This window comes from Akkermansia muciniphila (assembly GCF_030848305.1).
In the GTDB taxonomy this organism is placed as follows: domain Bacteria; phylum Verrucomicrobiota; class Verrucomicrobiia; order Verrucomicrobiales; family Akkermansiaceae; genus Akkermansia; species Akkermansia muciniphila_A.
The window spans coordinates 274,583-288,754 of the sequence record NZ_CP114598.1 but is presented as its reverse complement, the minus strand read 5'-3'; the positions used below and the strand labels follow the sequence as shown (position 1 = coordinate 288,754).

Genomic DNA, 14,172 nt, shown 5'->3' with positions numbered 1-14,172 from the left:
AGGCCGATAATACGCAGGCTGATGTCGCCATAACTCCAGTCCGTGCCGAAACCTGCATCCCTAAGCCTTTTGATAGTGGCGCTCCGTAAGGGCGTACCGCTGCGTTCACCATTACCGTTCTTTGTAACAACCCTTTCAGAAACCTGTGATGTCGAAAGGAACATCCGGGCTTGATTTTCAAAGGCGGCTCCTTAAGATGTGCGCCCAATTTGTTTGTTTAGCCTATGATGAAGCTTGTTTTTCCGGGGATGTCCCTGTTGGCCGCTTGCTGGTGTGCCGCCTTTCCTTCGGCGGAAGCCGGTGTGGGAGCAACTCAGTTCCAGCCGGTTTCCGGGGAATCTCTGCCGTCCCTGTGCCGGGTGCTGGACCGCGGTCCCGTGCTGTACCGGAATGATTCCTCATGGATCAGGAAGGTGAAGCTGACGCTGATCGGCCAGTATCAGGCAGCAGCCGTCAGCCCCAATGGAGCCAATAAATTCTGCGCTTCTTCCGGCGGCCATAACAACGGGTGGAGGCGCGCTTACTTGGGCGGCGACATCCTGATGGGGGACGGTTCCTGGCGTCTGTCCAATCTGACGAATGTAGGGGATTTGGAAGGCCGGCACCGCGAAGTGCGGGGAGAATGGATCGGCAGCCACACGGAGTGGTCCCTGTATGAACTTTATCTGGAAAAGACCATGTCCGGCGTCAAGCTCAGGGCCGGCAAGCTGACGCCTCACCTGACGTCGGAATATTGCCTGGCTTCCTCACGGATTAAAACAGTGGAAAGGTCCGCCCTGTGCAATGAATTAATCCCTATTTCCAACTGGGGGCTGGAGGCCAATTTTCAGAAGGATGCCAAGAGCCTGTACCATTCCTACGGCGTTTACCTGAATGCGAACGGTACGGATTTGAAGGATGAAATCCAGTTTCATTCCGCGGACAACCTGTTTCTCCTGAACGCCATGAAGTGGAAGGTGGCTTCTCCCATGTGGGACAGCCAGTTTCTGGGGTACCAGTATGCCCATAATTTTACGGATTGGCGGGGAAGGAAAATCCCTTCCTCGTCCGATTACTGCGGAACGGGGGCGCAGGACGTGATTTCCCTGAGCTGGGACGCCAGCCGCGGCGCTTTCTCCATCATGGGGAATTTGCTGGCAGGCGTGGGAATTGTAGGCCAGCCTGGCGCAAAGAATGTGTACGGACTGGTGTTGCAGCCCATTTACCGGATTTCCCCGCATCTTGAGGGCGTCTTTCAATACCAGTGCTCTTTTGGGAACCGTTCTGTGAAGCTGAATACCCGTTATGTGCCCAGCGTCACCCATTACCCCGCATGGGTGGACAGCATGCATTCCTTTTACCTGGGGCTGAATTGCTATCTGTGTCCGGAGGCCGTCAATGCGGTCAAGCTGATGCTGGCTGTAGAGTATGTCACCAGCCATGTGGATTCGGCAACGGCCAAAGCCTTTAACGGATGGTCTGTTTTCGGGGCTGTCCGCTTCAAGTTCTGAGGCTTTCTGCCCCCCTCCTATTGTAATTTCTTCAATATAGCGGGCTGATAGGCCGGAAGAGCCGGAATAGGAACGTATCCGGGCGGGAGCTGATCCCAGACGGGATGCATGGGCTGCGCATCCGCTTCAAAAACGGTTCCGTTAAAGGATTTGATGATGGTGCGGATGGCTCCGGACGGAGCCGGCTGCACTACCAGGGGGCGCGGCGCCGATTCCGGAAGGTTCATGTGCAGGTTGACTTCTTCTTCATTCCAGGCGGGCCAGGAATCGGAAAGCGTGGCGGTTCCGCGAGTTCCCGTATTGGCGGCGGAACGGGGCGTATGGAAAAAGGGACTGTCCGGATCCCCGGCGTTCAGCCAGACTTCCTCGTCCGGCGTCTCGGTTGTGATGACAATGTCTTCCTGGTTTTCCGCATGGTGAAATTCATAGCCTGACCGCTCATGGACGTCCCTTTCCATTTTGTCGTCATTCATGTGGATGCTGATGGCCGGTTTGCTTTTGGAGGCCTCGTGAGAGGCCTTGGACTGGAAGAGGGCGGCCTGCCGCTTCAGGGTTTCCGGAGACGTGCCGCGCGCGTATTTGGGGAAGAAAACGCTTTTGGTATCTATTTTGCCGGGATGCACTTTCACCGGCTCATCCGACAGCTCGAAGACGTATTTTACGGGAAGTTCCGTCGCGGAACCCCGGCAGGAAAAACTTACCAGGAACGCCAGGCCCAGGCATGTCAAGAGATACAGGGGCAGAACGAATTTCATCAGAGGTTGAACTGGTTTCAGTAGAGCAAAAAGAGGAAAATATTCAATGCAAAAAGAGGAAATCCGGCTCTCCGGCTTCTCCCTTCCGCGGCGTGCGGAGGCGGCGTTTCCGTCATTTCTCTTCTTGGCAGCCTGATGAGGCTGTCTTATGGTAATGGCCATGATGAAAAAAATTGTCTCTTTATGGGCGGCTTCCTTCGCTTTCTTTTTTTTGAGCGGATGTGACCGCGCCCCTTCTTCCGGGGAAAAGCAGGCTGCTCCTTCAGCGGAACGGGAAAAGCCGTCTGCGGTGCGGAAAGAGGCGGAAATATGGAGAGAGCGCCTGGACGCTGCTGTGGCCGGCGCCGGCCGCGAGAAGGAAAATGGCAGCGAGCATGTAAAAGCCCTCAATGATGTGGCCGCTCTGTATGCGGAGGGGTTGCAGAATGGCTGGGTTCATCCGCTGGACGTGCGTTCCTGGTGTGATTCCGTGGCGGAGACCGGTTCCGGGTACTCCGGGGAAACGGTTATCGGCGCCATGTTCCTGTATGGAACGGGAATCAAGCGTGATGCCGTAGCGGCCAGGGAGTGGTTTGAGTACGGGCTTGCCCGCCCGGGTACCCAGCGGGGGAACGCCCTGTACATGTTGGGAATGATGTATTTCAAGGGGGATGGTGCGGATCAGGATCTGAACAAGGCGCTGGGGCTGTGGCGCAAGGCGGCGGATGAGGAACATCCGGCTGCCATGGGGCTGCTGGGCCGGGCTTACATGGAGGGGAAGATGGGTTTTGAGAAGGATGCCGCTTCCGGCCTGGCGCTGCTGGAGAAGGCCGCCAACGGAGGGAATACGCCTTCGTCCGTCTATCTGGGGAACATTTATGCAAAGGGGCAGGGAGTGGAGCGGGATATGGAGCGAGCCATGAAGTGGTATGAACAGGCGGCTGCGGCCGGAGACGCCCATTCCCAGTATATCGTGGGACTGGCTTATCTGGAAGGTTCCGGCGTGCCTGTGGATGAGGGAAAGGCGTTCAGCTGGCTCCGGCTGGCCGCCGGGCAGAATCACGTCAACGCCATGCTGATGCTTTCCGTCTGCTACAGCACCGGAAAGGGAACCTCTCAGGATGCGGATATGGCGGAAGTCTGGAAAAAGAAGGCGCTTCAACTGAATGCGGAGCGTGAGGGCGGTTCTGCTCCGCAGACGCAGAAACGTTAACTTTCCCGGATTTCCCTGTTCAGGAAATCCAAAGCTTTCTTCCGTTCCAGAATAACGTTCCCCCGGGAGTCCGGAATGACCAGCAGGCCGTCCCGTTGTTCCAGTATGGCGTGAATCATGGCGAATACATGGCCCAGGGCATATTCGTCCTCCAGAATGAAGCGCAGCATTTTGGTGCGGTTCCCTATCTGCCGGAGGGCCGCGTTGTCCCTTTTGAACGCCTGGCGCGCGTCGTCCGTTTCCATGACCCAGAATACGTCCAGCTGGGATTCTCCCTCTTCATCCAGATATTCTCCTTCCAGCACATGGTCCGGAGCGTTTTCCGGCGCACCGGAAAGGTTCAGCCGGAAACAGCCGTCCAGGCGGAACATGCTCTCCTGCAATTCCTCTGCGGCCGGCAGAGGGGCATCCTGAATGAAAAGCCAGAATTCCTGTTCATCCGGGGCGGGGGAGGCGTGCGTCATGAGATGATTGTGGCATTCTCTCCTTGTTTTCCCACCCGGATTTGTGACATTGAGGCGGTGCGTGCGGATTTTTGGATGTTCAAGAGCTTTCTTCCCGATTAAAAACAGGGCCATGAGTATTCCCGTAATGATGACGATTGCCGGTTCCGACTGCTCCGCGGGGGCCGGTCTCCAGGCTGACCTGAAAGCGGCCCATGCCATGGGGGCGTTTGCGCTTACGGCCGTTACCTGCGTCGTGTCCGAGGCGCCCGGGACAGTGCGCGGCATTCAGGAGGTGGACCCTGCGCTGGTGGCTGACCAGGTGCGCATCAATCTGGAACATTTTCCCGTGCGCGCCGTGAAGACGGGCATGCTGTATTCCCCGGCTATCGTTCGTGCGGTGCATGAGGTGCTGGCCGGGGCGGATGTTCCCGTTGTGGTGGACCCGGTTATGATCGCTACGGCGGGCGACCGCCTGATGCGGGAAGAGGCGGTGGCTGTTTATGAAGAGCTTCTGCTGCCGGGAGCGGCGTTGCTTACTCCCAATCTGGATGAGGCTGCCGTCCTGCTCCGCTCTTCCGTGAATCCGGGAAGGGATGAACTGCCGGAGGCCGCCGCGCGCCTCGCCGTCAGGTACGGATGCCCCGTCCTTCTGAAGGGCGGCCATCTGGAGGGGGACTGCCGGGACGTGCTGGTCGGCCCGGACGGCTGTCTGCTGGGGCAATGGGAGCGCCCGCGCGTACAGGATGTGAGCACTCACGGAACGGGTTGTTCCCTGTCCGCCGCCGTCGCGGCGCGGCTGGCTGCCGGGGATGGACTGGTTGCGGCGGTGGAGCGCGGCCTGGAATTCATCGCTTCCGCCATCCGGAACCATCTGCGCTGGGAACAGCCGGTCCGGGTGGATGCGCTGAAATTGTGGTAAAACCTCCTTCGCCCCGGTTGTCTTCCTCTCCCGCACGGATTGGGGAACCCGGGGACTGCCTCCGCCTTTCTGTGCCTTAATAACGCTTTGTGCTTGCGTAAGGGAGGTGGGGTTGGTAGTTGTATCCACGCCCATGTGCCACATGGAGCTCGTAAGAATTAGTAAATATCATAGCAATCATCACTATGGGACAGCAAATCCGCAAAGTCACCAAGCGCCGCAGACGTATTGAATACCTCAAGCGTAAGAAGGAACAGTCCAAGTTGAATTCCAATGCGCCTATCCGTCTGGCCGTTCCCGTTGCCAAGGATGCCAAGCCTGCCGCCAAGGAAGCTCCCGCCAAAAAGACTGCGGCCAAGGCCCCGGCCAAAAAGACTGAAACCAAGGCTGCCGCCGCCAAGAAGGCTCCCGCCAAAAAGCCGGCTGCCAAGAAGGCTGCTGAACCCGCCGCCGAATAATTGCCCGGGCGGAGGTGGTCCCTTCGCGCGTCAATCAAACAGTTTTTTACAAGCCGCCGTGCAATGGCACGGCGGTTTTTTTGCATATCTGGATTTCCTGCATTTTTCAGGAGCGGGAAGAGGTGGCGCGGCTTTCCCGGTGATGCGCGCCGTGCGTATTCTCAAGCCGGCGGTTGATTCGTGTTTCCCTGTTTCCGGGGAAGGCTTTTTCCGGGGTTTTATGGAAAAGGATTGACACTGTTTTTCTGATGCGTACAAAGAAAATAGCGTCGTTTATCTTTACTTTATGCGCCATCGTACTACAGACACTCCCAAAGGGCACCGCAATTACATCATCATTGCGTGTGACGTGCTTCTTTTCCTGGCCATGCTCAAGTGGCTTCCCGTGGAACCGGAGGTAGCCAGGGGGCTGGCTGTTCTCACCTTTATCGGCATCCTGTGGCTGACGGAAGCCCTGCACGTAACCGTAACTTCCCTGCTGGTGCCGGTGCTTGCCATGTTCATGGGGATTCTGCCGGGGGCAAAGGCGCTGTCCGGTTTTGCGGATCCCACCATTTTCCTGTTTTTCGGGGGCTTTGCCCTGGCCGGCGCTCTCCACGAACAGAAAATTGATGCCTGGCTGGCGGGAAAAATCCTCCGGATGGCCCGCGGGAGTCTGGGGATGGCTCTGATTCTGATTTTCCTGGCTACGGCGTTTCTTTCCATGTGGATGTCCAATACGGCCACGGCGGCGATGATGCTCCCTCTGGTGATCGGCCTTCTGGACCGCATTCCGGCGGAAAGACTGAAAACGACGGCTCCTTTTGCCATCCTGGGGGTGGCGTACAGCGCCTCCATCGGCGGCATGGGAACGCTGGTAGGGTCTCCTCCCAACGCCATTGCGGCGCATGAACTCGGCATGGGGTTTGCAGAATGGTTCCGGATTGCCATGCCCATTGTCCTGGTGTTCGGGGTGATTGTTTTCTTCCTGATGTATCTGTTCCTCCGCCCGAATCTGGGGATGCATGTGGATATGGAGCCGGCGGAAGGGGAAAACGCGGAGGCCCGGTTGAATGCCAGGCAGGTGCGTGTTCTTATTCTCTTCGTGCTGGTGGCCGGGAGCTGGATGTGCAGCAGTTTCCTTTCCTCTGCTCTGGGCGGCATTCCGTCCATGGACACGCTCATCGCGCTGAGCGCTGCGGTGCTGCTGCCGCTGTGCGGGGTGATCAACTGGGGCGGCATCGCCAAAAATACGGACTGGGGCGTCCTGCTTTTATTCGGAGGCGGCATCACGCTCAGCAGCATCCTCGTCCAGACGGGGGCGGCAGGATTCCTGGCGGATCAGGTATCTTCTCTCGCCATGGGGCAGAGCCCCATCATCATCCTGCTCATCATCAGCCTCTTCATCACGTCGCTGACGGAATTCTGTTCCAATACGGCCAGCGCGGCCCTGGTGGCCCCGCTGATGGTCACGGTGGCCTCCGCCATGGGCATGTCTGCTACGCCGCTGGTGCTTCTGGTGGGCATAGGAGCTTCCTGCGCCTTCATGCTCCCCGTTTCCACTCCTCCCAACGCCCTGGCCTTCGCTACGGGGAGATTCCCACAGATGACCATGGTAAAAGTGGGGCTGCTGATTAACGTGGTGCTCGTGTTCGTGAAGGCGTTCTGGGCCTGGATATTCTGGATGTAAGGGGACGGGAAGCTGTGCGGGAGCCGGTTTGCCCGTTTCGGGAGCGTCATTCGGCCAGCTTCGCAGGGGCGGGGGCTCCCTGCTCCTTTTCCTGAAGTTTCCGCGCCGCTTTTTTATCCAGCCCGGCGAGCTTGGCAATCAGGTAGAAGAAGGAAGGAATGAAAAATACCCCGATGAAGACGGCCGTCAACATGCCTCCGATGACCCCGACGCCCACCACCTGCCGCGCAGCGGCGCCCGCTCCCGTGGCGACGGCCAGGGGAAGGCAGCCCATGATAAAGGCGATGCTGGTCATCAGGATGGGGCGCAGGCGGATTCTGGCCGCGTCCAGGGTGGCTGTGAGCAGGTCCGTTCCCTGCCGGAGCTCCAGCACGGCGAATTCCACGATGAGGATGGCGTTTTTGGCCGCCAGGGCAATCAGGACGATGAGGCCGATTTCCGAATAAATGTTGAGGTCCAGCCCGGTAATCCACAGGGCCAGAAATGCTCCCAGGATGGCAATGGGGGCAGTCATGAAGACGGCTACGGGCAGGGACCAGCTCTCATACAGGGAGGCCAGAATCAGAAAGACAAACACGGCTGATGCCGCGAAAATCATGCCGATGGTGATGCCTTTCTGCGCCTGTTTTTCCTGGTAGCTCATTCCGGAATAGTCGTATCCCATGCCGGAAGGCATGGTCTGGGCGAAAACTTCTTCCAGGGCGTTCATGACCTGGCCGGAGGAATAGCCCGGAGCCGGGGTGACGTTGAGCTGGGAACTGTTGAACATATTCTGGCGGATCAGGAATTCCGGGGCCCAGCCGTGCGTGACGTTGATTACGGAATCCAGGGGAACCGGATCTCCTTCATTGTTGCGCACGTAGAACATGGAAAGCTTGTCGATGCTGTCCCGGTACGGCGCGTCCGCCTGCATGTACACCTGCCATTCCTGCCCGTAAATATTGAAATTGTTCAGGAAGGCGCTTCCCATGTAGGCCTGGATGGTGGCGTAAATTTCATCCACGTCCATATTCTGGAGGGTGGCCTGCTCCGTGTTTACATTCAGGTTGTACTGAAGGTTGGAGGGAGACATGAAATTGCTGATGTCCGCTATTTCCGGCCTCTTTTCCGCCGCCTCGATGAATTTGGACGTATTGGCGGCCAGGAATTTTTCCCCGATGCCCTGGCGGTCTTCCAGCAGGAACGTGACATCCCCGGACGTTCCTACGCCAGGCAGGGGCGGAGGCGGGACCACATACGCTACGCCGGAGGAAATTTCCGCGTTCAGCCTGCTTTTCAGGCGCGCGGCGATGCCGTCCGCCGTCATGCCCGGAGCTGTCCGTTCGGACCAGGGTTTCAGGGAAATGAAGAAGAAGGAGTTGGAGGAACTCTGGACGGAGCTGATGAGGTTGAAGCCGTTTACGGTGGTGACCACGTCCACGCCCGGATCCTCCCTGATGATTTGCTCAATCCGCGCGGCGGTGTCCGCCGTGACGTTCAGGGATGTATTGTCCGGCAGTTCCACGCCGCCGAACAGGTAACCCTGGTCTTCATTGGGTAGGAATCCGCTGGGAATAAGCCTGGCCAGCGGAAAGAGAAGGGCGGTCATGACGGCCAGCAGCAGGATGGACAGCCACATGTGCCGGATAAGCCCGGCGCAGATTTCCACGTACCAGTCGCGCGCCTTGTTGAACCCCTTGTTGAACAATTTGAAAAAGGGCCCCAGCAGGGGAATGGAGTCCGCTTTTCCCCCTTTCAGCAGCCCGGCGGACAGGGTGGGGCTGAGGGACAGGGCGCAGAAGGCGGAAATGATGATGGACATGCCGATGGTCACGGCGAACTGTTCAAACAATTTGCCTGTGACGCCGGGCAGCAGCAGCGTGGGGATAAAGACGCAGGAAATCACCAGCGCCGTGCTGACGATGGGGCCAGATACTTCCTTCATGGCCGCAATGGTGGCCTGGAGGGGCTTTTCCCCGTTGGAAATATGGTTCTTTACTGCTTCCACCACCACAATGGCATCGTCCACGACCAGGCCGATGGCCAGCACCAGCCCCATCAGGCAGATGGTATTGATGGAAAAGCCGAACAATGGAAAGGCGATGAAGGCGCCCACGATAGATACCGGAACGGCAAAGGCCGGAATCAGCGTGCCGCGCCAGCCCTGGAGGAAAATGAAGACGACCAGCACCACCAGTCCCAGGGCAATCACCAGCGTGCTGACGATGTCTTCAATCCCGGCGCGGACGGCCAGCGTAGAGTCCAGGGAAACGAGGTAATCCATGCCGGGCGGCATATCCGTATTTTTCAGCAGGGCTTTGATGTTGTCCACCAGCTGGATGGCGTTTCCGCCGGGCGCCTCGTAAATGCCGATGGAAGCGGCGGGCATGCCGTTTACGGAAGAACTGAGGCTGTAAGTTTCCGAACCCAGTTCCACGCGGGCGATATCTCCCACTCTTACGATGGAACTGTCCTGCCCGCGCACCACGATATTTTCGAATTCCTTCACGCTGGTCAGGCGTCCGGGCGCTTTTACGGTGAAGGAAAGCTGCTGGTCCGGCGGGGCGGGCTGCGCGCCTATCTTGCCCGCGGGATTCACGGCGTTCTGGGCCTGAACGGCCAGCATCACGTCACGGGCCGTAATATTCAGTGCGGCCATCTTTTCCGGGTTCAGCCAGATGCGCATGGCGTAGCGGCCGGCTCCGAACACCTGCACGTCTCCTACTCCGGGCACGCGCTTGATGGCGTCCACCATATTGATATAGGCGTAATTGGCCAGCCAGAGGCCGTCATAAGTTCCCTGGGGGGAATAGAGGCTGACGACCAGGGCGGGCAGCCCGCTTGTTTTGCGGAGGGAGACTCCCAGCGCGCTGACTTCCGACGGCAGCTGGGAGGTGGCCTGCCCGTAGCGCAGGTAGGAAAGCACCTGGTCCATGTTGGCTTCCGTGCCGATTTCAAAAAGGATCATCATGCTCATCTGCCCGTTGTTGGTGTTGACGGAAGTCATGTAGGACATGCCGTCCACGCCGGACATTTGCTGTTCGATGGGGGATGCGATGGATTTGACCACCGTTTCACAGTCCGCCCCGGGATAAGTGGCCGTCACCTGGATGGAGGGGGGAATGATGTCCGGGTACTCGGAGATGGGCAGGCGCAGAATGGAAAAGGCCCCCAGCAGGACAATGATGACGGAGAGGCAGATGGAAAGAATGGGGCGCTTGATGAAGAAATCAGCCATGGCGGGAGGAGCTTATTGGTTGCTGGAGGGTACCGCTTTCAGGCGGGCGGCCGGATTTCTGGAGGCCGCTTCCGCCTGGAGAAGGCCGTCCACGACCACTTTGCTTTGAGGGGTGAGGGAATCCGGTTTCAGGGGAATAACCTGCTGCCTGTCTCCAAGCTGCGTCCCGGCCTGTACGGGAATGATGGAAGGGTGGCTGCCCTCATCCAGAACAATGACGAAAAAGCGCCCCTGCGTGGAAAGAAGGGATTTCGCCGGAACGGTCAGCGCGTTCTTGACGGTGGCCAGCCGGGCCGTGGCGATGATGAACATGCCGGGGCGCAGCAGGTAGTCCGCATTGGGAAGGTTGGCTTGCACGCGGATGGTGCCTGTCTGGGGATTGAACGCCCGGTCAATGGCCACTACCGTGGCCTGTTCCGGGTATTTGGTCCCGTCTTTCAGCGTGATGTCCAGCTTGCTGCCCGTCTGGACGCCCTCATTCCCGTTCTTGCCCGCCTGCTGAATCCATTCCTGCTGGGTGACGGCGAAATTGACGCGGATGGGATTGACGGAGGAGACGACGGCAAGGGGGCCGCTTTCCGGGCTGACCAGGTCGCCGATGTTTGTCCTGGAAATGCCGGCTATTCCGTCAAAAGGCGCGTACAGCACCGTATAGGAAAGATTTTTTTCAGCCAGGGCCAGGGCCGCCGCAGCCTGCTGCACCTGCGCTTCCGCGGCCAGGGCGGAGAGGCGCGTATCCTCGTATTTCTGTTTGGAAATGGCGTTCTCCGCGGCCAGGGGCCTGTAAATCTCCGCGTCGTAATTCAACTGCTGGAGCTGGGCCTGCGCCTGCGCCAGGGTGGCTTTGGCCTTGGATACCTGGTCCCTGAATGTGGAATCGTCAATGCGGAAGAGAACTTCCCCTTTCTTCACAATAGCGCCATTGGCGTAATTCTGCGTTTGCAGGTAGCCCGTAATCTGGGGGACGATGGAGGCGTTGTCCACGCCGTCCAGGTGGCCCACCCAGCTGCCCGTCACCGGAATATCCATGGTAACGGGGTGTTCGTAAATAATCGTGGGCGTTTCATGCGGCGCCTGTTCCGTCTTTTTACACCCGGCAAAAAAGAGGGAAAGCAGGCAGAGGAAAACGGCGGGGCCGGAGATAGAGCCCGTCAGGCGTGTCAGGTCCATGCAGGGAGTGACACGCCCGCGGGCTTCTTTGTTGAAAGAAGGTTTTCCGGGCGGCGTCACCGTCCGTGTCATGCGCGGGAGGCTGCTTCCGGACGGTTTACGGGCGGCCTGCGGATTTGTCCGGCGTGAATGCCCGCGCCAGTTCTCCGAACCACAGGACAAGGGAGGTGCCTGCGAAGATGAGGCCCCAGTCCGTCCAGCTCAGGGGCACCACGTTGAACATCTTGCCGCCGAAGGTGACGATGAGGTATTGCCCGGCCAGGATGAGCAAAGCCACCACCCCGAAGCCCCCGATGCTGGCGCCCATGCGTGCAAAGGCGCTCCGGTGCGTGTTGAATGCTTTGGCGTTAAACATGTTCCAGAATTGGAGCAGGACGAAAATGGTGAAAAACAGGGACAGTTCATAACCTGTCAGTTCATGTTCCGGGGTGGAGAAGTCCAGGTAGCTGCGGAAGTAGCCGCTGAGGCTGAACTGCGTGAGGCTGGTAATGTCCGCATGCTTGAAATATTGCAGCAGGCCGAACAGGAAAGCGACGAACAGGATGCCCACGCCCAGAATGTTCCGCCCCATGGGGCGGGTGATGATGTGGTCCGTCGTCTTGCGCGGCGGGTCCCGCATCACGCGTTCGTCCGGCGGCAGGGAGGCCAGCGCCAGCGCGGCGAAGGTGTCCATGATGAGGTTCACCCAGAGCATCTGCGTGACGGTGAGGGGGGATTCCGTGCCCAGGAACGCGCCGATGAGCACAATGAGGCAGGCCGCCACGTTAATGGTCATCTGGAAGACGATGAAGCGCTGGATATTCCTGTACAGGGAACGCCCCCACATGACGGCGCGGGAAATGCTCATGAAGGAATTGTCCAGAATGGTGATGGCGCTGGCTTCCTTGGCTACGGTGGTGCCGTCCCCCATGGAAAGCCCCACCTGCGCGGCGTTCAGCGCGGGGGCGTCGTTGGTGCCGTCCCCGGTGACGGCCACTACCTGGTCCTTCTTCTGGAGCAGCTTGACCAGCCGTTCCTTATCCATGGGCCTGGCGCGGCACATGATTTTCAGGTCCATCACGCGGTCCAGCAGTTCCGCATCCGGGGTCTGCTCAAACTCCACTCCCGTCATCAGGCGGTCCGGCGTGTCCTCTTCCGTCCACAGGCCGATCTGGCGCCCTATTTCCCGTGCGGTGCCGGGGGTGTCCCCCGTGACGATCTTGATGCGGATGCCCGCGTCCATGCAATCCTTCACGGCTTGGGGCACATCGTCCCGGACGGGGTCGGAAATGGCGGCGATGCCCAGATAAACCAGATCCTTGCGGATGATGCGGCCGTCCTTGAATACCGGGGCGTCATCCTCCAGAACGCGGTACGCGAAGCCCAGCGTGCGCATGGCCTGGTTCTGATAGGCCAGGAGCTGTTTCTCAATGGCGGGGCGCATGTCCGCGGCGGGAACCTGGCCTTCCGGAGTCAGGACGGTGGAGCAGAGGCCCAGCACGATTTCCGGCGCGCCTTTCACGTAAAGGACTTTTTTGCCCAGCAGGGGGGATTCCGCCACGGTGGCCATGTACTTGCGTTCCGTGGAGAAAGTAAGCTGTTCCTGCACGCGGGCGTTTTCCCGCAGGTCCAGGTAATTCACGCCCAACCCGTGCAGCCACAGGAGGAGCGCTCCTTCCGTGGGATTGCCCAGGGCCCTGATATGTTCCGGGTCCGCGTAATCCAGAAAGGCGGTGGAGTTGACGGCGATTCCCTCCCGGATCAGGTTCCCCAGCTCGTTTTCCGCCGGGGCGGCGTCCCCCAACCCGTAAAAATCAGCCTTGTACACGTTCATCTGGTTGCGCGTCAGGGTGCCCGTCTTGTCCGTGCAGATGACGGTGGCGGCCCCCATGGTTTCGCAGGCGTGCATCTTGCGCACCAGGTTGTTGTTGGCGAGCATGCTCTTCATGCTCAACGCCAGGCTCAGGGTGACGCTCATGGGCAGCCCCTCCGGCACCGTGACGACGATGACGGTTACGGCGATCATGACGGTATTCAGAATATAGGTTCCCGCGCCCAGCCATTCCACGGGGCCGGGCAGGTGGGAGAAGTACAGGGTAAGCCGCCCGATGATGATGAGGGCGGAGATGGCGTAGCTGGCCCAGGTGATGAGGTCGCCCAGCCTGGAAAGCTGGCGGTTGAGGGGCGTCTGCACCTTGTTGTCGATCTGGGAGCCTTCATAAACCTTGCCGTATTCCGTCCTGTCCCCCACGGACGTCACTTCCATGACGCCGTGGCCGTCCGCCACGGTTGTTCCTTTCAGAACGTGGTTGGAGGGGTAGGTGGCGTCCTTCTTGAATTCCGCCTCATTCGTGGTTTTGCCGATGAGGGGTTCCCCCGTCAGCGTGGATTCGTTGACCTGGAGGGAAACGGCTTCCAGCAGGACGCCGTCCGCCGGAACCTCCTCCCCTGTGTTCAGGATGACGATATCGCCCACCACCACGTCCCGGCGGGGCAATTCGCAGATATTGCCGCCGCGGATGACCTGGACCATGGTGTCGTCATTGACCTGGTTCAGGATTTCAAACTTTTTGTTGGCGCTTACCTCGAAGGCGAAGCCCACGCAGGTGGCCAGCAGGATGGCCGCCAGGATGCCCGCGGGCTCCAGAAAAACGCTGGCCGGTTCCGCTCCGGTAAGGAACTGATAGCAGGCTACGCCTACGGACAGGAACAGAGCCACCAGCAGAATTTTAATGATGGGGTCTGAAAATTTCTCCAGAAATTGCTTCCACAGGGGCTCCTTTTCCGGGGGAGTCAGGATGTTGACTCCGTATCTGGTCCGGTTTTCCAGAACCTGCTGTTCCGAAAGCCCCTGATGATGTGCTGCGCTTTTCATGG

Annotated in this window: 10 protein-coding genes; 5 read left to right on the top strand and 5 right to left on the bottom strand. The window is 59.1% G+C overall.

Annotated features, from left to right (window positions below; translation table 11 throughout):
- The first annotated feature begins 224 nt into the window (after window positions 1–224).
- Entirely contained in the window at window positions 225–1,490 is a 1,266-nt protein-coding gene (locus tag O4G22_RS01195) for a hypothetical protein (RefSeq protein ID WP_306701971.1), read from the top strand.
- Between the two features lie 17 nt (window positions 1,491–1,507).
- Here O4G22_RS01195 and O4G22_RS01190 read toward each other — a convergent pair whose 3' ends face one another.
- The gene (locus O4G22_RS01190; RefSeq protein ID WP_306701970.1) at window positions 1,508–2,245 is read right to left on the bottom strand and encodes a hypothetical protein; all 738 of its coding nucleotides are present in this window, start codon (window positions 2,243–2,245) and stop codon (window positions 1,508–1,510) included.
- A gap of 160 nt (window positions 2,246–2,405) precedes the next feature.
- On the opposite strand from O4G22_RS01190, the gene O4G22_RS01185 reads away from it, so the two are divergent.
- On the top strand, window positions 2,406–3,437 hold the full coding sequence (locus O4G22_RS01185; RefSeq protein ID WP_306701969.1) for a tetratricopeptide repeat protein: 1,032 nt from the start codon (window positions 2,406–2,408) through the stop codon (window positions 3,435–3,437).
- Here the strand turns inward: O4G22_RS01185 and O4G22_RS01180 are convergent.
- Entirely contained in the window at window positions 3,434–3,901 is a 468-nt protein-coding gene (locus O4G22_RS01180) for a hypothetical protein (RefSeq protein WP_143245642.1), read from the bottom strand. The two genes, O4G22_RS01185 and O4G22_RS01180, sit on opposite strands and share 4 nt — an antisense overlap.
- Window positions 3,902–4,013: 112 nt before the next feature.
- On the opposite strand from O4G22_RS01180, the gene thiD reads away from it, so the two are divergent.
- From thiD to O4G22_RS01165, 3 genes are all read left to right on the top strand, one after another.
- On the top strand, window positions 4,014–4,802 hold the full coding sequence (gene thiD, locus O4G22_RS01175) for a bifunctional hydroxymethylpyrimidine kinase/phosphomethylpyrimidine kinase (protein WP_297407786.1): 789 nt from the start codon (window positions 4,014–4,016) through the stop codon (window positions 4,800–4,802).
- Window positions 4,803–4,987: 185 nt separating this feature from the next.
- Window positions 4,988–5,260, top strand: a complete 273-nt coding sequence (locus O4G22_RS01170) for a hypothetical protein (protein WP_012419280.1) — start codon at window positions 4,988–4,990, stop codon at window positions 5,258–5,260.
- A gap of 286 nt (window positions 5,261–5,546) precedes the next feature.
- Window positions 5,547–6,929: an SLC13 family permease gene (locus O4G22_RS01165; RefSeq protein ID WP_094136609.1), complete on the top strand. Its 1,383-nt coding sequence runs from the start codon at window positions 5,547–5,549 to the stop codon at window positions 6,927–6,929.
- 46 nt (window positions 6,930–6,975) lie between these two features.
- On the opposite strand, the gene O4G22_RS01160 is transcribed toward O4G22_RS01165, so the two are convergent.
- The 3 genes from O4G22_RS01160 to O4G22_RS01150 all read right to left on the bottom strand — a co-directional run bounded on the left by O4G22_RS01160 (window position 6,976) and on the right by O4G22_RS01150 (window position 14,170).
- Entirely contained in the window at window positions 6,976–10,146 is a 3,171-nt protein-coding gene (locus O4G22_RS01160; protein WP_297405563.1) for an efflux RND transporter permease subunit, read from the bottom strand.
- A gap of 12 nt (window positions 10,147–10,158) precedes the next feature.
- Complete coding sequence (locus O4G22_RS01155; protein WP_306701968.1) at window positions 10,159–11,316, bottom strand: efflux RND transporter periplasmic adaptor subunit; 1,158 nt, start codon at window positions 11,314–11,316, stop codon at window positions 10,159–10,161.
- Window positions 11,317–11,413: 97 nt separating this feature from the next.
- On the bottom strand, window positions 11,414–14,170 hold the full coding sequence (locus O4G22_RS01150; protein ID WP_297405565.1) for a calcium-translocating P-type ATPase, PMCA-type: 2,757 nt from the start codon (window positions 14,168–14,170) through the stop codon (window positions 11,414–11,416).
- Window positions 14,171–14,172: the final 2 nt, after the last annotated feature.